Here is a 23,215-nt window from a genome sequence, read left to right on the forward strand (position 1 = left end):
CGCATCCGTTGTGGCAGATGCCTAAGGGCGTTAGATTCAGCGGCACATCCATTACGCGCTTGCACGGTTGCCGTGATAGTGGGTATACTCACTCCGTGACCAGGGAGGCCCATTGATCGTCTCGTTCGGCGACCGCGCGACAGAGGACCTGTACCATGGCCGGTCCACCAGCGGGGCGCGTCGGTTTCCAAACGACATCGTGAACCTTGCCTTGGTCAAGCTGGATATGCTCAACGGTGCCGCGGCGGTACTCGATCTGAAGTCGCCACCCGGCAATCGGTTGGAGGCGCTCAAGGGCGACCTGAAGGGTTTCCACTCGATCAGGGTGAACGACCAATGGCGGATCGTGTTCAGTTGGCAGAACAACGGCGCTCACGACGTCCGGCTGATGGACTATCACAAGTAGGAGGCGTGACCATGATTCCGGAAAACCGCATACCCACTCATCCCGGCGTGATTTTGAGCCAGGAGTTTCTCGCCCCGCTCGGTATCACCCAGGTCGCCTTCGCCGCGCACCTGGGTGTTCCCGTCCAGCGCATCAACGAGTTGATTCGCGGCAAGCGGGGTGTGACGCCGGAGACGGCGTGGCTGCTCTCTGAGGCGCTCAACACGACTCCGGAGTTCTGGATCAACCTGCAAACGGCACATGATTTGGCACGCAGTCGCCCGTCGGAGCCGTTGAAGCCGCTCGCCGCAATCGCGTGAGCACCCGCGAATCTCAATAGCAACACTTGACTTGCTGCGTTCGCAGGTTATCCGCTACACGACTAGCCGGAAGCTGGCCCGCTGGGTATCCACTTTCAGGAATACCCGTCCACGATGCCTTCGGAGGCCGCGATGAACGAGTCGGGTTCCCTGCTGGAGTCCGTGTTTGCCGCAGGTGATGCTGGCGACACGGATGCATTCAGCAAGTTTATGCATGACGACGTCATAGTGCATGCCCCTGCCGGTCTCTCGACACGCGGACTCGGTCGAGAGTTCAGAATCAACCAGGCCGTGTTCGCCCACGTCCGCGACGGCAAGAGCTATGGGAGATCGTCGATGTGGACTCGTTGCGCGAGCAGTTGTACGGCGAGTGATCGAGTTCCTGCCTGAAAGCGCATAGTGCGCAGCTCCTTCGCCATCGTGAACCTGGCCCCACCGTTCCAGCGAATCGCGCACTCACCTGATACACTTTCGCAGACATGAGCGACCCCACCCACATACGCAACTTCTCTATCATCGCGCACATCGATCACGGAAAGTCGACGCTCGCCGACAGGGTTCTCGAGCTGACGCATACCGTCGCCGATCGCGACATGGTCGAGCAGGTTCTCGACTCGATGGACATCGAGCGCGAGCGCGGCATCACGATCAAGGCCCAAGCGGTGCGTGTTCTCTACACTGCCGAGAACGGCGAGACGTATCAGCTCAACCTCATCGACACTCCCGGACACGTTGACTTCACGTACGAGGTATCGCGCTCACTTCAAGCCTGTGAAGGCGTCATCTTGGTTGTGGATGCCGCTCAGGGCGTGGAAGCCCAGACCGTGGCTAACGCCATGATGGCGATGAACGCGGGCCTTGAGATCATCCCGCTCATCAACAAGATCGATCTTCCCGCCGCCGATCCAGACCGGGTGCGCCACGAGATTGAAGAAGGCCTCGCTATTCCTGCCGATGACGCGGTGCTTGCCAGCGGTAAGACCGGTGAGGGTGTCCGAGAGGCGCTTGAAGCGGTCATCACGCGGATTCCACCACCCAGGGGTGATGCTGAAGCACCGTTGAAGGCGCTCATCTTCGACTCGTACTTCGATGCGTATCGGGGAGTCGTTGCGCTCGTTCGCATCATCGACGGTTCGGTGCGCAAGGGCCTGAAGATCCGCATGCTGGCGACCGGCGTCGTGACAGATGTTGAAGAGGTTGGTGTTCGGCGCCCTGCCAACATGCCCGTTGACGAGCTCGGGGTAGGGGAGGTGGGATACCTCATCACCGGACTCAAAGACCCGGCGCTCGTCAAAGTTGGAGACACCGTCACCGTCGCGAGGCACGGGGTGACGGAGCCGCTGCCGGGGTATCGCGAGGTCAAGCCGATGGTCTACGCGGGCCTCTATCCGATAGACGGGGACCAGTATCCGGATCTGCGTGACGCGCTCGACAAACTCAAGCTCAACGATCCGGCGCTCGTCTACGATCCGGAGTCGAGCCACGCTCTCGGCTTCGGGTTTCGCGTAGGGTTTCTCGGCTTGCTACATATGGAAGTGATCAAGGAGCGCCTCGAGCGCGAGTTCGGCCTTGATCTGCTCGCCACCGCTCCCAGCGTGGAGTACCGCGTCTTCAAGACCAACGGCGAGCTCGTCATCGTGCACTCTCCCCAAGACATGCCGGAACCCGGACACATCGACCGGATCGAGGAGCCGTTTCTTAAGGCGACTGTGCTCGTGCCACCTGAATACGTTGGCGCTGTGATGGAGCTGGCGGAAAGCCGCCGGTCGACGTTTAAAGACATGCAGTACCTCTCTGCCACGACGGTCGAGATGCACTACGAGACCCCGCTTTCCGAGCTCATCATGGACTTCTTCGACCAGCTCAAAAGCCGTACCCGCGGCTATGCGAGTCTCGATTACGAGTACATCGGCTACAGGCCTGGCAACCTCGTCAAACTCGACATCTTGCTCGCCGGCAAAGCGATCGACGCGCTTTCGTTCATCGTTCACCGCGACAAGGCGTATGCGAGAGGCAAGGTGCTTACCGAGAAGCTCCGCGAGATCATCCCCCGGCAGATGTTTGAGGTTCCGATTCAAGCGGCGATCGGCGGCAAGATCCTCGCGCGCGAGACGGTGCGCGCAAAGCGCAAGGACGTGCTTGCGAAGTGCTACGGCGGCGACATCACCCGTAAGCGCAAACTGCTCGAGAAGCAGAAGGCTGGCAAGAAACGGATGAAATCTGTCGGAGCGGTAGAGGTGCCCCAGGAGGCGTTCATGGCGATTCTCAAGGTCGATGAGTAGCGCGCCAGGATGTCCTCGCGCGGTGGCTTGGCACTCGCTACAATAGAGTGCTAGATTCGCCGGAAGGAGCGGGAAGAGATGTTGAGCGAACGCAGGCGTCTGGTGTTGAAGGCGCTTGTCGAAGAGTACATCGGGAGCGGACAGCCAGTAGGGTCGCAGTGTCTTGTTGATCGCTACCGGCTGGGCTGTAGCCCCGCCACGGTAAGAAGCGAGCTTTCCGCGCTCGAAGAGACCGGCTACGTCTACCAACCGCACGTCTCCTCCGGTCGTGTGCCCACGGACATCGGCTACCGCTCGTTCGTCGACGACTTGATCGTCTCGGACGGCATCGCCCGTCTCGATGTGGCTGTGGAGCTACGCAGCAAACACCTTGCGCTTGCGAGTGAACTTGATTCCCTCATGCGCCAGACATCGGCGCTCCTGTCACACTTGACGCACTACGTCGCGGTTGTACTCGCTCCGGCGCTCGACGTGTCCCGTGTCCGCAAGGTCGACCTCGTTCCGATGGGGCCGCGCCGCGCGCTTCTCGTGCTGATCACTGAGGGAGGCCAAGTGGTCAACAGGCACATCGCACTCGCCGAGGAGGCCACTCCGGATCTTCTCGCCGAGGTGGAGCGGGCGCTCAACGCTCGTCTCGACGGCAAGAGGGCGGTCGAGGTTCGCCCGCTCGCTGAAGCCGCGCACGACAACCACCTCAAAGAGGAGCTTTTCAGTGAGGTGATGGGTCACGTCGTCGCGTGCCTCGAGCAGGCTGATCGCGACCGGCTCTACCACGTGGGCGTGCCGGAGCTGCTTCGGCTCCCCGAGTTCGCCGACGCCGGACTCGCCGTCCCGCTGCTCTGTGTTCTTGAGGACGGCCTTGCGCTCCTCAGCGCGTTCCAGGAAGTCGTGCGCTCAGGCGGGCTGACTGTGCGCATCGGCCACGAGAACACCTTGAGCGAACTCGGCCAGATGAGTCTTGTTGCTACTCGCTACGGTTCACCGAGTGCTGATGGCATGGTAGGCGTCATCGGTCCGACCCGCATGGACTACTCGAGGGCGATAGCGGCGGTCCACTGTGTGGCTGAGGGTTTAAACGAGGTGCTCGACGGCCCGGGAGCGTACGCGTGAGAGCGTAACGAACCGCGTGCGATGTGGCGGCAATAATCAATTGACGGAGGGTGACTGTGCCAGCGGGTACGAAGGATTACTATGCGGTGCTCGGCGTATCGACCGACGCGAGCGAATCAGAGATTAAGAAGGCGTTCAGACGCAAGGCGCGCGAGTGCCACCCCGACGTGTGTGGCGACCACGACGCCGAAGACCGCTTCAAGGCGGTCAACGAAGCTTACGACGTCTTGTCCGACCCTGCCAAGCGCGACGTGTACGACCGGTACGGCACCACCGATCCCCGCGCCGGGGGTGGCTACGGTCCGGATATCGGCGACATATTTGGCGGCGGCTTTGGAATGGAAGACCTGTTCAGCGCGTTTTTTGGCGGGATGGCCGGTGGCGGTTCGGGGCGCCGGGTTCGCCGAGAAGGACGCGATATGGCCATGCAGCTCGTCATCACGCTCGAAGAGGCTGCCGAGGGCGTCGAGAAGGAGACATACCTCAACCGCCTCGTTCCGTGTGATGAGTGTGCTGCCACCGGCTCAAGCGACGGATCGCAGCCGAGTGCGTGCGCCACGTGCAACGGGACAGGTCAGCGTCGCACCGAGCGCCGGACGTTCCTCGGCGTGATGCAGACGCTTACCCCGTGTGAACCGTGCGGCGGGACCGGCGAGACCATCGCGTCGGCGTGTTCCGAGTGTCAGGGGCAGGGCCGTGTGCCCGACCGCGAACACGTGACCATTCCTATACCCGCTGGCATCGACGACGGTATGCAGGTAAGAGTGCCCGGCCATGGCGAAGCTGGTGTTCGCGGCGCGACTTCCGGCGACCTCATCGTGACGGTGCGCGTTGCCCCTCACGAGTATCTGCATCGCGAGGGGGCAGACCTGCACGCGCGTATGCCGCTTACTGTCACCCAGGCGGTCCTCGGGGCCGAGGTGACCCTCGCCGGGCTTGCCGGTGACGTGACGGTCGAAGTTCCAGCGGGGACACAGCACGGCGATGTGCTCAGGGTGCGTGGTGCGGGGATGCCGCGCGTGCGCGGTGGCTCCCGTGGCGATTTGCACGTCCACGCTGCTGTCGACATCCCCCGAAAGCTCACTAAACGTCAGCGTGAGCTGTTCGGGGAGCTTTCGGAGACGTTCGGTGAGGCCGCGCGGCCTACCACGTTTGAGCGGCTCAAAGACTGGCTTTCAGGATAGCTGCCCGCATGTCCGTCGGCGTGGAAGTCTCGTAAAAATCCGCGCGGGTCAGATCCGTGCGAAAGGATACCGATGGCCCTGCACCGATTCTTCCTCACTGGGCCGCTCCCGGCAGACGTGAGTGCTGACCAAATCGTCACCCTTGCGCTCGACATGCGTGACGTTCGACACGCTACCCGCGTGTTGCGCCTCGGTCCTGGCGGCCAGATCGTTGTGGTCGACACGGGTGGCGCGGTATGGAAGGCGCGGATCACCTCGGCGAGTGATGCCGGGATCGTCGTAGCTCTCATTGAGCGCGTTGAAGACGAGAGGCTTCCCTACGTCACTCTCGTAGCGGGCGTGACCAAGGGCGACAAGATTGATCTTGCCGTCGAGAAGTGCGTCGAGATCGGCGTAAGCCGCGTCACGCCTATTCTCGCCGAGCGTTCCGTCGTTCGCTTTACTCCCGAGAAAGCCTCGGCGAGAGGGGATCGTTGGCGCAGAGTCGCTGCGGCTGCCGCGAAGCAGGCGCAGAGGGCTTCGGTCCCGGTGGTAGATGACCCGGTAGCTCTCTTTGAGGTCGCGCAGGCGATCATCGACTCGCATGACGTCGTGCTCGTGGCGTGGGAGGATGCGGCGGCGACCGCTCCTGGGATCGGTGAGGCGCTCGATGAGGCGGGAGCGAATGCCGAGAGCCGCGTGGCCGTGGTTGTGGGGCCAGAGGGAGGGCTTACCGCCGCCGAAGTGTACGCTTTCGAGCGGGCTGGCGCACGTGCGGTCTCGCTTGGCGGGTGCGTTCTGCGCGCTGAGACCGCCGGGATCGTCGCGGCGGCCGTGGCCCTCTACGAACTGGGCGCACTTGGAGGTCGAGCGCGTGGCTGACGGCATCACGGGTCAAAGCGTCGCCTTCACGACGCTTGGCTGCAAGGTCAACCGTGTCGAGAGCGACACCATCGCGGCTCACCTGCTTGAGGCCGGCGTGCGACTCACAGAGACCCTGGAAGCAGACGTGATCGTCGTAAACACCTGCACGGTCACTGGCGAGGCCGATCGCAAGGCCCGCAAGGCCGTGCGCCGTGCGCTCTCACAGCCTCGCAACCCCACTGTTGTGGTGACGGGTTGTCTTGCGGCGCTCGACACGGGTGCTTTGGCGGCTCTTGGCGACCGGGTCGTAGTGGTGGCGGACAAAGAGGAGGCTTTCCGGAAGATCACCGAGCTGCTCGGCAGGCGCAGCGGTGAGACGGCCCCCGGCTCCGCAGAGAGAGCCGCCGCTGAAGACGTCCTCAAGACAGGCGGTGCGCTGCGCGCGAATGAGGGATTTAGGACCCGGGTCGCGGTCAAGATCCAGGACGGCTGCGACGCGTATTGCACATACTGCATCGTGCCCTACGCCCGCGGTGGCCCCAGCTCTGTCCCGCTTCGAGACATCGTCATCCAGGTTGGTGCCCTCGCCGAGGCGGGAACGAGTGAGGTCGTGCTCACCGGAATCAACCTCGGCAGGTATAGGGATCCCGCTACCGGCGCCGTACTCGCTGACGTGGTCAGCGCACTCGATACCACGGGGATTTCCCGCATCCGCCTTTCTAGCCTCGAGCCAGCGGACCTCACGCCGCACCTGCTCGATGCGCTCGCCTCAAGCCGTGCTCTCTGCGCGCACCTGCACGTGCCTTTGCAGGCCGGGTCTGACCGTATCCTCTCGGCGATGGGTCGGCCCTACACGGCCTCCGGGTACGCTGTCACGATCGCAGCGGCTCGCGAGGCGCTGCCGGGGCTTTCGGTTACCACCGACGTGATCGCTGGCTTTCCTGGCGAGACCCATGCAGAGGCCGAGCGCACGCGTGAGTTCGTGCGCGATCTGGGATTCGCGCGCCTCCATGTGTTTCGTTACTCGCGCCGAGAGGGGGCACCTGCCGCCCAAATGTCCGGACACCTTCCTGCGAAAACGATCGCCGTCCGAGCGAGAGAGCTGCGTTCACTCGACGAGTCCTTGAGGCAGCAACACGCCGCATCGCGCATCGGCACGACTGTTGAGGTGCTCGTCGAGTCGGTCAAGGACGGCATTGCCACAGGCACCACACGCGAGTACCTGACCCTTGCCGCGCCCGCGGCGCACTACGCTCCCGGTTCGCTCGGCCATGCGTGTGTGGTCGGGCGGCGGGAGGCGACCCTCATCGGCGAGTGGGCGTGAGTGTGAGCTGACGCACGGGTGGTAGAATTGAGGGAGACAAGCGGCGTCCGGCACGGTTGACGCCGCACACACGGACAGAAGGTGCACACACGGTGGATTCAGCCCAGATTCGTCTCGTCGTGCCGCCCGAACTCGACATGACCGACCTGCTCGGACAAGCCGACGGAGTGTTACGCATGATCGAGGCACACTTCGAACCTCAGATCACGGTGCGCGGAAATGAGATCACCATCTCAGGGCAGGCTGCCCAGAGCCAGGTGGTATCGGCGCTCTTTGCCGAGATGATCTCGCTTGTGCAGAAGGGCGAGCGACTCACTCCGGAGAGCCTCGAGCGCTCCATCGAGTTGCTTGAGGGCGGGGAGTGTTCTCCGAGCGCGCTTTATGCGGACGTCCTGCTCACCCACAAGGGCAAGCAGTTGAGGCCCAAGACGGCCGGACAGAAGCGCTACGTCGACGCGATCCGCGCGAACACGGTGACGTTTGGCATCGGGCCGGCTGGTACAGGCAAGACCTACCTGGCGATGGCGATGGCGGTCGACGCCCTCAAGAAGCGGGAGGTAGGGCGGATCATCCTCACTCGGCCCGCTGTCGAGGCGGGCGAGAGTCTCGGCTATCTTCCTGGCACGCTGTACGAGAAGGTCGACCCGTACCTGCGGCCGCTTTACGACGCGCTGTTCGACATGATGGACATCGAAAAGTCGCAACAGTTCATGGATAGGGGCATCATCGAAGTCGCGCCGCTGGCGTTCATGCGCGGCCGAACGCTAAACGACAGTTTCATCATCTTGGACGAGGCGCAAAACACGAGCCCAGAACAGATGAAGATGTTCCTCACACGGCTGGGTTTTGGGAGCAAGGTGGTGATCACCGGAGACGTGACGCAGATCGACCTGCCCAAGGGCAAGTCAGGTCTCAAGCAGGTGCGCGAAATACTCATGGACGTGAGCGAGATTGCCTTCGTGGAACTCGACTCAAAAGACGTGGTGCGCCACAAGCTCGTTCAGCGGATCGTCAACGCGTACCACGTCTTCGAGGAGGCCCGCGCTTCCGCTTCCGCCACCGTAACCGCCGCAGCAGCGGCAGACATCGCCGGTCGACGTCAGGACCGGACGCCGTGATAGTGTCGCGGCGTCGAGATGCCGGGATAGCCGATGAGTGACTCCACCGAGGCACCCCCCGTCGGGCAAGTATCGACCACCGTCTGGTGGCGGAAGAAGCGATACCGCGTCTTGCTGCCGGTTGTGGCCATCGTCCTGATCGTCATGCCGCTCGTGGTTCAGGCCCCTCCAATAGGTGTGACCGAGGGCGAGCCCGCGCAGCGTACGTTTAGAGCAAATCGTACCGTCCAGTTTGTCGACGAGCCCGCAACAGCTCTTGCGCGACAAGCCGCCGCGGACTCAGTCGAGCCGGTATACGTGTTCGACGCTCAGGTGCTTGCCGAGGCTCGCGGGGACGTCGCCGCCTACTTCGACGCCGTGCGGACGACGCGTCCCGCGATGGCCGAGAATGACACCGCAACGGTCGCCGCACTAGTGACGTCGCTTCGAGGATACGATGCCGAGTGGACCGAGACACTCCTCACTACCGATGACGCGACGTTCGGCAGGGCCGCCCGAGCAGCCGAGCAGCTCGTCACAACGGTGTTGTCCAGGCGCTTTTCCGCCGATGAGCTCGACGCGGTCATTCAGCAACTCACCGAGAGCGCGGAAAGTCTCGAGTTCACCGCCCCGGTTCGTGCGGCCATCAAGGGGGTTGCCACCCGGAGCGTCCAGCCAACACTCAAGCTCGACGATGCGGCTACCGCCGCCGCTCGAGCCGCCGCCGCCGATGGCGCCGATCCCGTTGTGATCGTCAAGCAGGCGGGAGAGAACATCGTCCAGCAAGGCGAGATCGTCAACTCCGAGCACCTGGAGATTATTCGCCGCCTTGGCCTGCTTGATCAGGGCGGATCCGTTTCGTCGCTGCTTGCACTCTTTTTCCTTGCGACCATGGCGGTGGGTACGTGCGCCGCGTACGTATGGCGCTTCGAGCGCCGGGTATTCGAACGTGTACGCGACTTGCTGCTTGTGACCGTGCTCGTGGCCGGGGCGATCTGGGTGACGCGCACGATACTCTGGCTCTTCCCGGAGATATCGCTGTTTCTCCTTCCGGTCCCGCTCGCGGCCATCCTTGCGACCCTTCTCGTGAACAGTCGTATCGGTCTGCTGACCGGACTGCTCTCCACCATCGGCGGCGTCTTGCTCGGCTTTTCCGAGGGAGCGAGCGCGGTCGCCATGCTTGTCTGGAGCGTGAGTTCCGTCGTAGCGGTCTCGTTCATGACTGAACGGCGCCGTCTTTTCTACGTCGGGATGTTTCTTGTAGCCGCAGGTGCGTTTATCGGAGCGGTCGCGTCGCTTGCAGCCGGCGAACCAACTCGCGAGGCGATAAGCGCGGCTGGCAACGGCGCCCTGGGAGGGATGTTCGCAGCGGTGCTAGGTTACGGGCTGTTGCCCTTCTTTGAATACGCGTTTGGTGTGACCACCGACGTCCGGCTTCTCGAGCTGGCGAGCCCCAGCCACCCCCTGATGCGCCGTCTCATGCTTGAGGCGCCGGGCACCTACAACCACTCCGTCTTCGCCGGAACACTCGCTGAATCGGCCGCCGAGGAGATCGGCGCGCGCGGCTTGCTCGCGCGCGTGGGTGCGTACTACCACGACGTCGGCAAACTATCGCGTCCAAGTTTCTTCGTCGAGAACCAGAGCGGCTCAGGCAATCCGCACGATTCGACCGCGCCGGGCCTCTCGGCGCTCATCATCACCGCGCACGTTCGCGAGGGCGTGAAGCTGGCCGAGGAGAACCGCCTGCCAGCCGAGGTTGTCGAGATCATCGAGCAACACCACGGAGACAGCCTCGTCACGTACTTCTACGACAAGGCGGCAAGTGAGTCCGGGGCAGCCGTTCCCGAGGAGGATTTCCGCTACCGTTCCGCGCGTCCGCAATCCCGCGAGGCAGCGCTTGTCATGCTCGCCGACGGTGCGGAGGCGGCGGTCCGCGCGCTCGACAAGCCCTCAGTGCCGCGCATTCAGGCCGCGGTTCGCTCGATCGTCGACGCTAAGGTCGCTGACGGACAGCTCCACGACTCCGACCTGACTCTCGCCGATATCGACAAGGTGGTCGCGGTCTACTCGAAGCTTCTTGCGGCCGTATATCATCCCCGCGTCGAATACCCGGAGACGATTCCGAGGAGGTCTGTGCATGCGCATCGCTATCACGAGTCATAGGGATCCCGAGCCACTCGATCTTGCCGCGTTCCAGACGCTTGCCGAGTTCGTCTTAGAGCGCGAGGATGTTCCTGAGGGCGCCGAGCTTTCGATCGCCGTTGTTGGCGTCGAGGAGATGGCGCTGCTAAACGAGCGCTACCGTGGCCTGTCCGGTCCCACCGACGTTCTCTCGTTTGCATGCGATGATCCCTGCCCGGTACAAAGTGGAGAACCGATCATGCTGGGTGATGTGGTCATCGCACCTGAGGTAGCCGAGAAGCAAGCGGCCGAGCATGGCGCCACGGTGGAGGAGGAGCTGAACCTGCTCCTTGTCCATGGAGTGCTCCATCTGCTCGGTTACGAGCATGACGACGATGACGCCGCGGAAGTCATGCAGGCGCGTGAGAGTTCGCTGCTCAGCGCCTGGTCCGAGCTAGCGTAGAGGGGGAGCCGGTGAGAAGCCGGTCGCTGCTTTGGAGTTTCGACTACGCGATCCAGGGGATCGTCTATACGCTGCGCACTCAGCGCAACATGAGGATTCACTCGGTTGCGGCGATCGTGGTGCTCGTTTCAGCGCTTGTGGCCGGTGTCGGCCGTTTAGAGATGATCGCCCTGTTGTTCGCGATTGGATTCGTGCTCGTTACCGAGCTTACCAACACGGCGATCGAGGCCGCGGTCGATCTGCACGTAGACCGCTTCGATCCCCACGCGAAGATCGCGAAGGACGTCGCCGCAGGCGCTGTTCTCGTTTCTAGCGTGGTTGCGCTTGGTGTCGGCTATATGGTGTTCCACGAACGCATGGCGGCAGTTGTAGACCAGGGATTGCTTCTTGCGAAACGCTCGCCTGTGCATCTCACGCTTATCGCACTGGGACTGACTGCTCTGCTCGTCGTCGGGGTCAAGGCGATGACACGCGCGGACAGCTTCATGCGCGGCGGCTGGCCTTCAGGGCACACCGCGCTCGCTGCTTCCGCGGCCACCACGATCGCCTATCTCACCCAGAGTGCGGCGGCGGCCGTTCTCGCACTGTTCATCGCGGCCCTTGTCGCGCAGAGCCGCGTTGAGTCCGAGGCGCACACACTACCTCAGGTTGGGCTCGGCGCTCTTCTGGGCGTTCTCGTCACTACCGCCGTGTTTCAGGTATTCTTTCTGTGATCGTCGAGCCGTACAGGAGTGATCGTTGGTCGTCCCCATAGTCGTTGCAGTCATCATCGTGCTTGTCGTGGTGAAGGCGCTCATGGTCGCCGGGGATTCGGCGGCGTCACACATATCGCGTGGACGCGTCTTGCGTCTCGTCGAGTCCGAGCGCGCCGGAGCTTCCGCGCTCGAGAGAATCGTTGATCACCCGGGTCGTATGCACGCAGCGACGGCGCTGGTGTCGGCCCTTGCGTACACCGCAGCAGCTGCTCTGATCGGCATCGCCGTTTTGCTGGCGTACAGTGCGTGGCCCGATTGGGCAGCGGCGCTCGTGGGGGCCGGAGTCGCACTCGTGGTGCTCTTTGCGTTTGGCGACGCGCTTCCGCGTACTGTCGCCGCGGCGAACCCCGAGGGCGTTGCCCTTGCGTTTGCGCCGTTTGCGGTTCGCGTGGTTGCCGTGCTCTACCCGGTCGCTCGCGTCCTTAACGCTCCGTGGCAGTGGGCGATGAGGCTTGTCGCGGGTGAGAACGTAACGCACTCGACATGGGCCGCCGACCACGAGCTTCGCGGTAACGGGGCAGATGACGAAGACGCCGCTCGTGAGGAGGCCGAGGAGGCCCTGATCGAGGCTGTGGCCGAGTTTGGAGAGAAGATCGTCCGAGAGGTTATGGTTCCCAGAACGGACATGACGTGCATTCCGGACACTGCGACCACGGGTGAGGCGATCGCGCTCATCGAGGAGCTCGGCTATTCGCGTTTGCCGGTCTACCATGCCACCGTCGACGACATCCGGGGCGTGCTGTACGCCAAGGACCTGCTCGCCGCTCTCATTCGTGATCCCCAGGTGGTTCCGGCGAAGCTCGCTCGTCCGCCGTTCTTCGTTCCCGAGACCAAGCCGGTGGAAGAGCTCCTGATGGAGATGCGCTCGCGCACCCATATCGCTATTGTCGCCGACGAGTACGGTGGTACAGCTGGACTCGTGACGATAGAGGATCTGTTAGAGGAGATCGTAGGTGAGATCTTCGACGAGTACGACTCGGAAGTCCCGCTCATCATCGAGCTCGGCAATGGTGCGGTGCGTGTGGATGCGCGCCTTCCCGTTGACGACCTGAATGCGCGATTTGACACCGCCATCGAACTCGACGCCGACACGGTCGGTGGAGTGTTCACCGAGGTCGCCGGGCATATACCTGTCGTTGGCGAGAGTATTGAGATCGAAGGGTTGCGTCTGACGGTGGAGGGGCTTCAGGGAACACGTATCATGCAGTTGACGGTAGGACCCGCCGCTTCGACGGCCGATCGAGTGGAGGAAGCTGATGCGTGAGGTCACTCAACCGGACCTGGCACTGCTCGCATTCGCGCGCGAGGTCAAGCCAAAGGCCTACGCACCGTACTCCAACTTCAGGGTTGGTGCTGCAGTGTACGCATCGGGTGAGATCTTTCAGGGCGTGAATGTGGAGAACGCCGCGTACGGCTCGACGCTCTGCGCGGAGCGGGGAGCGCTCACGGCGGCGATCGCGGCGGGGTGCACCGAGATCGACGCGATAGCCGTTGCGGGTGACTCGGAGACGCCTACGGTTCCGTGCGGAGCATGCCGTCAGGCGCTCGCAGAGTTCAATCCTGAGATGCGCGTGATCATGGGTGGACGGGCCGATGAGGTTCGTGTCACGACACTCGATGAGCTACTGCCCGAGGCGTTCGTTCGGGGCTACCTTGATCAGGACGAGGGTCCGGACGACGCGGAGTGATCGGCGGGAACCCGGTGGACCTTCCCGGATCGGCCCCTATGTGGGAGACGGTAAAGAGCGGATTCGTCGCTTTAGCAGGACGTCCAAACGCAGGCAAGTCAACGCTGCTCAACGCGGTTGCTGGCACCAAGATCGCGATCACGTCGCACGTCCCGCAGACGACCCGCCATCGTCTCCGTGCCATCATCGACCGCGACGACTCCCAGATGGTGCTCATCGACACTCCCGGCATGCACAAGCCGCACGATGTGCTCGGCGAGGAGCTCAACCGTTCCACCTTGCTTGCTCTTGCGGATGTGGATGTCGTGTGTTTTGTGGTTGACGCCACGGCAACGGTCGGCAGCGGTGACAGATGGGTCGCGGCTCACATAGCGCAGTCGCGGGCGGCAAAGGTTCTTGTCGTGACCAAGGTCGGCTTGGTGGACGAACCCCGCCTGGCCCGTCAGATTGACGCGGCTCGCACCCTCGCGAACTTCGATGATGTCGTGGCCGTCTCGGCGCTCGAGGGTTTCAACGTGGAGGGCTTTGTCGAGTGCGTACTTCAGTTCCTGCCGGATGGCCCTCGCTACTTCCCGCGGGACATGCCTACCGATCAGCCGATCGAGGTGATGATGGCCGAATTCGTGCGGGAGAAGGTGTTACTTTTCGCGCGTGAGGAGGTGCCTCACGCCGTCGGCGTGGTCATCGACGACGTCGAGTGGCCCGAGAGTGATGACGGCTTGACCCGCATCTCGGCGACGGTGTTTGTCGAGCGTGAGTCCCAGAAGGGGATCATCGTGGGTAAGCGCGGCGAGATGATCAAGCGCGTGGGGACCGACGCTCGTCACGACCTTGAGCGCCTGCTCGGTACGAGGGTCTATCTAGACCTGGTGGTCAAGGTGAAGAAGAACTGGCGTCGTGACGCCTCTCAGATCAGGCGTTTTGGTTACGGAGAGGGATTGTGAAGACCATGGACAGAGCGACGCTTGCACGCTACATCGATCAGACGTTGCTCAAACCGACCGCGGGATTGGCCGAGGGCGCGGAGTGGATCGCACGCTCCCGCGACGCCGGGTTTGCCGCGATCTGTGTCTCACCGTTCCTGGTACCGGTCGCTGCCCAGCGCCTCGCTGGCACCTCAACGGCGGTTTGTTCGGTCGCCGGGTTCCCGCTTGGGTACGTCAACACGGAGTCGAAGGCCGAAGAGTCCCGGCACCTTGTGGAACTCGGGTGCGCCGAGGTGGACATGGTGCTCAACATCGCTGCGCTGCTCGAGGGCGAAGACGAGTTCGTGACCGACGACATTCGCGCGGTGGTCGACAGCGTCGCACGCGCGTCGGGTGGCGCGGCGATGGTGAAGGTTATCCTGGAGACCGGGTACCTCACCGATGCCGATATCGACCGCGCCTGCCGGCTTGCCGTGGCCGCGGGAGCGCACTACGTCAAGACGTCCACGGGGTTCGGGCCGAGGGGAGCGAGCGTGCGCGACGTCGAGATTATGCGCGCTGCGGTTGGGCTTGATATCGGCGTAAAGGCCGCAGGCGGAATACGTGATCTTGACACCGCTTGTGCCATGATCGAGGCGGGCGCGAGCCGCGTAGGCGCCTCATCGGGGCTCGAGATACTTGAGGCGCTCGAGCGCCGCGGTTAGAGGACGGGCCGTGCCGTCGTATCCCATCAGGGCGCTCGTACTGCGCAAGACAAAGCTCGGCGAGGCCGACATCATTGTGACGTTGCTCGCCCACGACGGGCGCATCGTTTCCGCTATTGCCAAGGGTATGCGCAAGCCCACGTCGCGATTCTCCGGCCGCCTCGAGCCGGGAGCGGTTGTTGATCTCGTGCTCAACACCGGACGCACTCTCGAGGTCGTCTCCGACGCGCGCTCAGTCGACCTGCACGCTGTTTTGCGCACCGAGTACGATCGCTCTTGCGCGGCGTCGGTCGTGCTCGACGTCATCGACAAGCTTGCAATTGAGGGGCAAACGGAAGTCCGGGTGTATGGACTCGCGTGCGCGACACTCGATGCCCTGGCCGCGGGCGACGTGATGAGCCAGCGCGCTGTCGTGACGGCGTTTCTCGTAAAAGCGATGGCGATGCACGGCTATCGTCCCCACCTCGAATCGTGCGTGTCGTGCGGATGCGTAGCTTCAGGAGCTTGCGGGTTCTCCCTTCGAGATGGGGGAGTGGTATGCCACACGTGCGGAGGGGAGGCGCCTGGCGCGACGCGGCTCAGCGCCTCCGCATACGACGCGCTGTGCCTCCTCATGCGCTCTACGATGTCCGAGATCGCCGCGACGCCGCCTCCGTCTAGAGCCGTCAGCGAGAATCTCGCACTGATGCGCGGGTACATCTCGTATCATGTGCCGGTCCGGATCAAGGCGCTCGACTTCTTCATCGGAGAGGCGGGACCGTGAAAGAGACCACCACCGGGTCCGCAGAGGCGCCCTGCGCCGAGCATCTTGAGGTGGCGTTCACCGCCACCCTCACGCCGCGAGGATACCGTGGCGTGATGCTTCACCTCGCAGCGCGCGCCTTGCGGTTCGCGCCGCCGCTTGTCGCCATCGGCGGGGTCATCGCGTATGGGAGCGGCGCGTCGGCAACCGGGTTCACGATGTTTGCGGCGCTGCTCGCGATCCCGCTCGTGGTGTGGGGCTATGTCTCGTGGCTCGCCAACTCGCCCAGCGCGAAAGTGCTCTATACGCCGGTCGCCTGGGTGTTTTCCGGGGAGCAGATCGGCTACTCGTCAGCGGAGGGGGACGGCCAGATCGCGTGGAGTTCAGTCACGCGCTGGCGAAACGTTGTTGACCACCTCATGCTCTATACGAGTGGTTCGAACTATGTGCTCATACCAGTCGAGGACGTCCCGCTCGAGCTGCGCCCCACACTCAGGGAGTTGCTTGTTGCGGGTGCTGGCAATCCGCCTCGGCGTGATGATGGCTTGAGGTAAGATACAGGACACGTCTCGCCCAAACGAAGTCGAGCCGTGCCGCACCTGGCGCTGGCCGAGAGGAGAGCGCACCTCCATGCACGGATCGAGTTTTCAAGACATTATCCTGGCGCTTTCGCGCTACTGGGCCGATCAGGGTTGCGTGGTCTTGCAGCCCTACGACACCGAGGTGGGCGCGGGCACGTTCCACCCGGCCACGACGCTTAAATCCCTCGGCCCGGACCCGTGGTACACGGCGTACGTGCAGCCCAGCCGCCGTCCCGCCGATGGTCGCTATGGCGAGAATCCCAATCGCCTGCAGCACTACTACCAGTACCAGGTCATCTTGAAGCCGTCCCCCGACAACGTGCTCGACCTGTACTGGGACTCGCTGCGCGCAATCGGCATCGAGCCCGCCGAGCACGACGTGCGACTCGTCGAGGACGACTGGGAGTCGCCGACCCTCGGCGCGTGGGGGCTCGGTTGGGAGGTGTGGCTCAATGGCATGGAAGTCACCCAGTTCACCTACTTCCAGCAGGTAGGTGGCTTTGACTGCCGACCGGTACCCGCCGAGATCACTTACGGGATCGAGCGGCTCGCCATGTACATCCAACAGGTGGACAGCGTCTACGACCTGATCTGGGTCGAGCGCGACGACGGCACCTCCTTTACCTACGGTGACGTCTTTGCGCGAAACGAGTTCGAGTACTCGACCTACAATTTCGAGATCGCCGACACCGCGATGCTCTACCGCCTCTTCGACACGTATGAGGCCGAGTGCCGCCGCATCCTTGAGGCAGGTGTCGTGCTACCGGCGTACGACTACGTGCTCAAATGCTCGCACGCGTTCAACCTGCTCGACGCGCGCGGTGCGATCGCGGTGGCGGAGCGCGTGAGCTTTATCGGCCGGGTCCGCGTTCTTGCCAAGGCATGTTGCGAGGCGTACCTCGTCTCGATCACGCCCGCCGAGGAAAAGGGGGGTGTTCGCTCGTGAGCGCACGCGACCTCATCTTCGAGATCGGGGCCGAGGAGATCCCCTCTGCGCCCCTAAACGCCGCCATCGCCCGGCTCGGTGGAGACGCAAAGGCGTTGTGCGCTGAGGAACGCCTCTCGTACAAGGAAATCGATGTGTTTGGCTCGCCTCGCAGGCTCGTTGTGCGCATCACCGGGCTTGATGAGTCGCAAGCCGACCGCACGTCACGAGTGAAAGGACCTGCGGTCAAGATCGCCTTTGACGCACAGGGAAATCCAACAAAGGCCGCAGAAGGGTTCGCGCGAGGCCAGGGAGTGGACGTCTCGGCGCTTGAGCGCGTCACCGATGACGCGGGCGAGTACGTGTATGCGGTCATCGAGCAGAAAGGTCGTCCCACGGCAGACGTGTTGCCCGGGCTTCTGAGCCGCCTTGCCACCGGAATCGAGTGGCCAAAATCGATGCGGTGGGGCTCAGGCGAGGCTCGCTTTGCGCGCCCGGTCCGCTGGCTACTCGCGCTGTACGGCGCCGACGTCGTGCCAGTCGAGTTCGCCGGCGTGTGTGCCGGGCGTGTGACCTACGGGCACCGCTTCCTCTCGACCGGAGCCATTGAGGTTCCCGCCGTCGCGAAGTACGAGAGTTGCCTGCGTCGCGCATACGTTGAGTTCGACCAGACGAGACGTTCGACTACTATCAGTGCGTCGATCGACTCGGCGACTGCCGCTATAGGGTTAACTCCGGTCGTCGCCGAGAAGGTCTTTTCCGAGGTCGTGAACCTTGTCGAGTGTCCCACTGTGGCAATTGGACGCTTTGACGAGGCGTTCCTCGAGGTGCCCCGCGAGGTGCTCGAAACGGCGATGCAGTCGCATCAACGCTACTTCCCCACGCAGCATAAAGACGGCACGCTTTCTAACGCGTTTATCGTAGTGCACAACGGCGCACCTAAGCGTACCGCCGCGATCGTCGCTGGCCATGAGCGGGTGATCAGGGCGCGCCTCGCTGATGCCGCTTTCTTCTACCGCGAAGACCTTGCCCGTCCGCTCGAAGATCTTGTCTCGGCGCTGGACCAAATCGTGTTCCAGGAAAAGCTCGGCACCCTCGGCGCCAAGGTAAAGCGGCTCGTGGCATTGACAGACCGTCTTTCCGCGCTCAGTAACGCAGACGCGAAGACTGCCGCGGCGGCGGTTCGGGCCGCACGCCTTGCCAAGGCAGACCTCGTGAGTCACGTGGTCATCGAGTTTCCGTCGCTCCAGGGCATTATGGGCCGGCACTACGCGGCCGCCGCGGGGGAGAGCGCCGCTGTCGCCGCGGCGATCCCCGAGCACTACCTGCCACGGTTCGCGGGGGATCGCCTGCCTGTCAGTACGGCGGGCCGTCTCGTTTCTGTGGCCGACAAGCTCGACACGATATGCGGGATCTTCGCGATCGGCATGGCTCCTACCGGCTCAGCGGATCCGTACGCCTTAAGACGCGGCGCGCTGGGAATCCTGAACATCGTCATGAGCGGGCCCGAGCTCATCCTCGACGTCATGGTCGGTGCGGCGCTCGACGGCTATGCCGATACCCTCGACGTGGACACGGCTGCGGTGAGCGCCCAGATTATGGAGTTCTTCGTGGCTCGGCTTGAAGGCGTATTGCGCGATCGTGGTCATGCCTACGACACCGTTGCCGCCGTGCTCGCAACGGCCTCCAACGATCCTGCCGACGCCCTGGCGCGCGCCGGGGCGCTCACGGCGATGCGCGCCGCGAGCGATGCGATGGAGGACCTCTCGGTAGCGTTCACTCGCGCTCGCAACCTCTCCAGGCCCGAGCTCGGGATCGCTGCGGTACCCGCGTTGATGGGTGCCGAGGAGTCCGCTCTCGCCGCCGCACTCGGCGACGCTGAGGAGAATGCGTTCGAGTTTCTCTCCAATGGCGAGTACCCCCAGGCGCTCGCTGTGCTCGCGTCGCTTCGACGGCCAATCGACGCGTTCTTCGACACGGTGCTCGTCATGGACCCGGACGAGGCCTTGCGCGACAACCGGTTGAAACAGTTGAACCGCTTCGTCGCTTTGTTCGAACGTTTCGCCGATTTTGGGAAGCTTGCGGGGTAGCGCGTGGACTTGCTGGGTGGACCGGGCGCACCGTCCGGGCCGATAACCATTCATGTGATCTCGGACTCTCTCGGTGAGACGGGAGAGATGGTGGCGCGCGCCGCGAAAGCGCAGTTCGCCCGTGGTTCATTTCGCATAGAGAGGTTGCCCAAAGTCACAACTCCGGAAGAGCTGCGGGAGACGGTCGAGACGCACTGCGGCCGCGACTGCATCTTCTTTTACACGCTTGTGGACGCAGCGCTCTGTTCTGAGATGGAGCTCTTGTGTGAGGGTGGCGTGCGCGGGGTCGATCTGATCGGTCCAGCGGTGCGTTTGCTACGCGAGGTCGCCGGGCTCGCCCCAACCGGTGAGGCCGGAGCTGTTCGCCGCACCGACCAGGGGTACTTCGATCGCATCGAGGCGATGGAGTTCGCGGTCAAGCACGATGACGGCCGCAATCCCGAGGGGCTGACCGAAGCGGACATCGTTCTTATCGGCGTGTCACGCACGAGTAAGACGCCGCTTTCCATGTACCTTGCGTTCAAAGGGTGGCGGGTCGCCAACGTGCCTCTCGCTTCCGGGCTCGTACCGCCTCCCGAGCTTCACGACGTTGACCCCAGGCGGGTGTTTGGCCTCGTGACGAGCGTCGATGTCTTGGTGGACATTCGTTCCGAGCGGATGCGCGAGATCGGCGCTTTCGTGTCCGGGTACGCTAACCGGGAAGCTGTTGAGCGGGAGTTGGAGGAAGCACGTGCATTCATGCGGACCCTCGGCTGCATCGTGATTCACACCGAGAACCGCGCGATCGAGGAGGCGGCTCAAGAGATCATCCGCTACGTGCAGGGTGGATTCGCCACCCTGGATTGATCCTTCTGTCGCGAGTGCCCACAGTCACAGGAGACCATACGCACCACACATGCGGCGCATAGCGCTGCGGTATCATGCAAGGCGCCGGGAACCCAGACGTAAGGGAGATAGCCATCGTGTCTGAAGTCAAGCGTGTGTACGCGTTCCGTGAGGGCGACTCATCGATGAAGTTCGTCCTTGGTGGCAAGGGCGCCAACCTCGCCGAAATGACCAAGTTAGGGCTGCCGGTGCCGCCCGGCTTCACGATCACGTGCCAGGCGTGCGTTGAGTACTATGCCTCAGACCCGCCAGCGTTTCCCGCAGGACTTTCAGACGAGATCGCCGGTCACGTCGCCGACCTCGAGGCCCAGATGGGCAAGAAACTCGGCGACCCTGCCGATCCCCTGCTCGTTTCGGTTCGCTCCGGATCACCGTTCTCGATGCCGGGAATGATGGACACGGTGCTCAACCTTGGCTTGAACGACACGTCTATCCAGGGCGTTATAGCGCAGACGGGAAACGAGCGCTTCGCGTGGGATAGCTACCGCCGCTTCATCCAGATGTTTTCAAAGGTCGTGCTTGGCGTTGAGGGTGACCTGTTCGAAAACGCGATGAACAAAATGAAGTTCGATCGCGGAGTGAAAAATGACACCGATCTTACCGCTGACGACCTGCGAGAGCTTGCAGATCAGTTCAAGGGAATCGTGGCGTCGCACGTCTCGGCGGATGTGTTTCCCGAGCTTGCCGTCGCGGGAAGTGTCGAGTTCCCACAAGATGTCGACGTTCAACTCCGCCTCGCGATTGAGGCGGTATTCAAGTCGTGGAACAACCGCCGAGCGATCGATTACCGCCGCATGGAAAAGATCCCCGACGACCTTGGCACCGCGGTCAACGTGCAGACGATGGTCTTTGGCAACAAGGGTGACAGTTCGGCCACGGGGGTAGCGTTCACGCGAAACCCGGCCGATGGCGCACACGAGTATTACGGAGACTTCCTCGTCAACGCCCAGGGAGAAGACGTTGTGGCTGGTATCCGCAACACTTCACCCATCGCCGAGCTGCACGACGTGATGCCCGAGGTCGCCGCCGAGCTCGAGCGCGTGTTCGTGACGCTTGAGAATCACTACCGTGACATGTGCGACATCGAGTTCACCATCGAGCAGGGCACGCTGTGGATGCTTCAGACACGGGTTGGCAAGCGCACCGCGCGCGCGGCGCTCAAGATCGCCGTCGACATGGTGGCCGAAGGGTTGATCACTCGCGAGGAAGCGATCGTGCGGATCAATCCCGAGCAACTCGACCAGCTTCTCCACCCGCAGTTCGACCTTGACGCTCAGTACGACGTGCTCACAAAAGGCCTTAACGCCTCACCAGGCGCGGCGGTGGGCGAGGTCGTCTTCACCGCTGACGCCGCCGAGAAGGCCGCTTCCGAGGGCCGTGACGTGATTCTTGTTCGCTGGGAAACCAACCCCGATGACCTGCATGGCATGGTCGCCGCGAAGGGGATACTTACCTCGCATGGCGGCAAGACGTCGCACGCTGCGGTGGTCGCTCGCGGCATGGGCAAGCCGTGCGTGTGCGGCGCCGAGGCGCTCCGCATCGACGCTGCCGCACGGAAGGTCACCGTTGCGGGCACCGACGTCACGCTCACGGAGGGCGACGTCATCTCGATCGACGGGACGACCGGCATCGTGGTGCTCGGCGCCGTTGAGCTCGTCTCGCCGGAGATGTCAGACGACTTCGACACAATTCTCGGGTGGGCCGATGAGTATCGCCGCCTTGGCGTTCGAGCCAACGCCGATACACCCGAAGACGCCGCGCTCGGCCGGAAGTTCGGTGCCGCCGGAATAGGGCTGTGCCGTACCGAGCACATGTTCCTCGGGGATCGCAAATCGATCGTGCAGGACATGATTTTGGCCGCTGACCAAAGAAGCCGAGATGCAGCGCTCGCGAAGCTCCTCGATGTTCAGGTTGAAGATTTCCTCGGCATCTTTGAGGCGATGGACGGGCTTCCGGTGACGGTGCGCCTGCTCGACCCGCCGCTCCACGAGTTTCTCGATGACCCCCGCGAACTAGCTGTCGAGATAACGCGCGCCGAGTGCCTTGGTGCAAACGCCGGGGAGCTCGCGGACAAGCGCGCGCTGCTCGAGCGCATCGACCACCTGTCCGAGGCCAATCCGATGCTCGGGCTTCGCGGGTGCCGGTTGGGGATCATGTACCCGGAGATCTACGAGATGCAAGTACGTGCGATCGTTCGCGCTGCATGCGAGCTCAAGCGCGCGGGTAAAGATCCGCAACCGGAGATCATGATCCCGCTCGTGTCGCTCTCCGCGGAACTTGAGGTGCTCCGATCGGAAAGTGAGCGTGTCCTCGCCGAGGTCCAGGCCGAGTGCGGAGTACAGATCGACATCTCGATAGGAACGATGATCGAACTTCCACGTGCGGCGGTGCTCGCGGATCGTATCGCGCGATCCGCTGACTTCTTCTCATTTGGCACCAACGACCTCACCCAGACGACGTTTGGCTTTTCACGCGACGACATCGAGTCGAAGTTCCTTCCCCGCTACCTTGAGCGCAAGATACTTCCACTCAATCCTTTCGAGACCGTCGATGACGGTGTGGCCGCGCTCGTGGAGATGGGTTGCGTGCGCGGGCGCGAGGGCAACCCTGCGCTCAAGCTCGGTGTGTGCGGCGAGCACGGTGGCGATCCCGCATCGGTGCGAGTGTTCCACGCGATCGGCCTCGACTATGTGTCGTGCTCGCCGTATCGTGTGCCGCTCGCGCGTCTGGCGGCCGCACAGGCGGTACTCGCTGAGCGCGCGGCCGCCTCGGAGAACCGGTAGCAAGGTG

General features: G+C 63.2%; 21 protein-coding genes. All 21 read left to right on the top strand.

What is annotated here, in order from left to right; genetic code table 11:
• Positions 1-115: 115 nt before the first annotated feature.
• The 21 genes from KGZ40_01580 (at position 116) to ppdK (ending at position 23,208) form a co-directional block, all read left to right on the top strand.
• Positions 116-406, top strand: a complete 291-nt coding sequence (locus tag KGZ40_01580) for a type II toxin-antitoxin system RelE/ParE family toxin (GenBank protein ID MBS3956216.1) — start codon at positions 116-118, stop codon at positions 404-406.
• Between the two features lie 11 nt (positions 407-417).
• Entirely contained in the window at positions 418-705 is a 288-nt protein-coding gene (locus KGZ40_01585; protein MBS3956217.1) for a HigA family addiction module antidote protein, read from the top strand.
• 479 nt (positions 706-1,184) lie between these two features.
• Complete coding sequence (gene lepA / locus KGZ40_01590) at positions 1,185-2,987, top strand: translation elongation factor 4 (protein MBS3956218.1); 1,803 nt, start codon at positions 1,185-1,187, stop codon at positions 2,985-2,987.
• Positions 2,988-3,065: 78 nt separating this feature from the next.
• Positions 3,066-4,097, top strand: a complete 1,032-nt coding sequence (gene hrcA / locus KGZ40_01595) for a heat-inducible transcription repressor HrcA (GenBank protein ID MBS3956219.1) — start codon at positions 3,066-3,068, stop codon at positions 4,095-4,097.
• Between the two features lie 56 nt (positions 4,098-4,153).
• Complete coding sequence (dnaJ, locus tag KGZ40_01600; GenBank protein MBS3956220.1) at positions 4,154-5,281, top strand: molecular chaperone DnaJ; 1,128 nt, start codon at positions 4,154-4,156, stop codon at positions 5,279-5,281.
• Between the two features lie 72 nt (positions 5,282-5,353).
• Positions 5,354-6,142 carry a 16S rRNA (uracil(1498)-N(3))-methyltransferase gene (locus KGZ40_01605; GenBank protein MBS3956221.1) on the top strand — a complete coding sequence of 263 codons (789 nt, stop codon included), beginning with the start codon at positions 5,354-5,356 and terminating at the stop codon, positions 6,140-6,142.
• Positions 6,135-7,448 (top strand): tRNA (N(6)-L-threonylcarbamoyladenosine(37)-C(2))-methylthiotransferase MtaB, encoded by a 1,314-nt coding sequence (mtaB, locus tag KGZ40_01610; protein MBS3956222.1) that lies wholly within the window; start codon positions 6,135-6,137, stop codon positions 7,446-7,448. The genes KGZ40_01605 and mtaB overlap by 8 nt, the downstream gene beginning before the upstream one ends.
• A 137-nt stretch (positions 7,449-7,585) precedes the next feature.
• Positions 7,586-8,566 carry a PhoH family protein gene (locus tag KGZ40_01615; protein ID MBS3956223.1) on the top strand — a complete coding sequence of 327 codons (981 nt, stop codon included), beginning with the start codon at positions 7,586-7,588 and terminating at the stop codon, positions 8,564-8,566.
• 33 nt (positions 8,567-8,599) lie between these two features.
• On the top strand, positions 8,600-10,708 hold the full coding sequence (locus KGZ40_01620; GenBank protein MBS3956224.1) for an HDIG domain-containing protein: 2,109 nt from the start codon (positions 8,600-8,602) through the stop codon (positions 10,706-10,708).
• Positions 10,683-11,129, top strand: coding sequence for an rRNA maturation RNase YbeY (gene ybeY / locus KGZ40_01625; protein MBS3956225.1), 447 nt, complete (start codon positions 10,683-10,685; stop codon positions 11,127-11,129). The genes KGZ40_01620 and ybeY overlap by 26 nt, the downstream gene beginning before the upstream one ends.
• An 11-nt stretch (positions 11,130-11,140) precedes the next feature.
• Positions 11,141-11,842, top strand: a complete 702-nt coding sequence (locus tag KGZ40_01630; GenBank protein MBS3956226.1) for a diacylglycerol kinase — start codon at positions 11,141-11,143, stop codon at positions 11,840-11,842.
• Between the two features lie 25 nt (positions 11,843-11,867).
• Positions 11,868-13,148, top strand: a complete 1,281-nt coding sequence (locus KGZ40_01635; GenBank protein ID MBS3956227.1) for an HlyC/CorC family transporter — start codon at positions 11,868-11,870, stop codon at positions 13,146-13,148.
• Entirely contained in the window at positions 13,141-13,572 is a 432-nt protein-coding gene (cdd, locus tag KGZ40_01640) for a cytidine deaminase (protein ID MBS3956228.1), read from the top strand. Before KGZ40_01635 ends, cdd begins: the two co-directional genes overlap by 8 nt.
• A gap of 14 nt (positions 13,573-13,586) precedes the next feature.
• A complete protein-coding gene (gene era / locus KGZ40_01645) occupies positions 13,587-14,516 on the top strand; it encodes a GTPase Era (protein MBS3956229.1) in 930 nt (309 codons plus the stop codon).
• A gap of 5 nt (positions 14,517-14,521) precedes the next feature.
• The gene (deoC, locus tag KGZ40_01650) at positions 14,522-15,202 is read left to right on the top strand and encodes a deoxyribose-phosphate aldolase (GenBank protein MBS3956230.1); all 681 of its coding nucleotides are present in this window, start codon (positions 14,522-14,524) and stop codon (positions 15,200-15,202) included.
• Positions 15,203-15,212: 10 nt separating this feature from the next.
• Entirely contained in the window at positions 15,213-15,965 is a 753-nt protein-coding gene (gene recO, locus KGZ40_01655; GenBank protein MBS3956231.1) for a DNA repair protein RecO, read from the top strand.
• On the top strand, positions 15,962-16,498 hold the full coding sequence (locus KGZ40_01660; protein MBS3956232.1) for a YcxB family protein: 537 nt from the start codon (positions 15,962-15,964) through the stop codon (positions 16,496-16,498). The genes recO and KGZ40_01660 overlap by 4 nt, the downstream gene beginning before the upstream one ends.
• Before the next feature lie 76 nt (positions 16,499-16,574).
• Positions 16,575-17,471, top strand: a complete 897-nt coding sequence (gene glyQ / locus KGZ40_01665; GenBank protein MBS3956233.1) for a glycine--tRNA ligase subunit alpha — start codon at positions 16,575-16,577, stop codon at positions 17,469-17,471.
• The gene (gene glyS, locus KGZ40_01670) at positions 17,468-19,540 is read left to right on the top strand and encodes a glycine--tRNA ligase subunit beta (protein MBS3956234.1); all 2,073 of its coding nucleotides are present in this window, start codon (positions 17,468-17,470) and stop codon (positions 19,538-19,540) included. Before glyQ ends, glyS begins: the two co-directional genes overlap by 4 nt.
• A 3-nt stretch (positions 19,541-19,543) precedes the next feature.
• Positions 19,544-20,386, top strand: coding sequence for a kinase/pyrophosphorylase (locus KGZ40_01675; protein ID MBS3956235.1), 843 nt, complete (start codon positions 19,544-19,546; stop codon positions 20,384-20,386).
• Positions 20,387-20,502: 116 nt separating this feature from the next.
• Positions 20,503-23,208, top strand: coding sequence for a pyruvate, phosphate dikinase (gene ppdK, locus KGZ40_01680; protein MBS3956236.1), 2,706 nt, complete (start codon positions 20,503-20,505; stop codon positions 23,206-23,208).
• Positions 23,209-23,215: the final 7 nt, after the last annotated feature.

The organism is Clostridiales bacterium (assembly GCA_018333995.1).
Taxonomy (GTDB): Bacteria; Actinomycetota; Coriobacteriia; order Anaerosomatales; family SLCP01; genus JAGXSG01.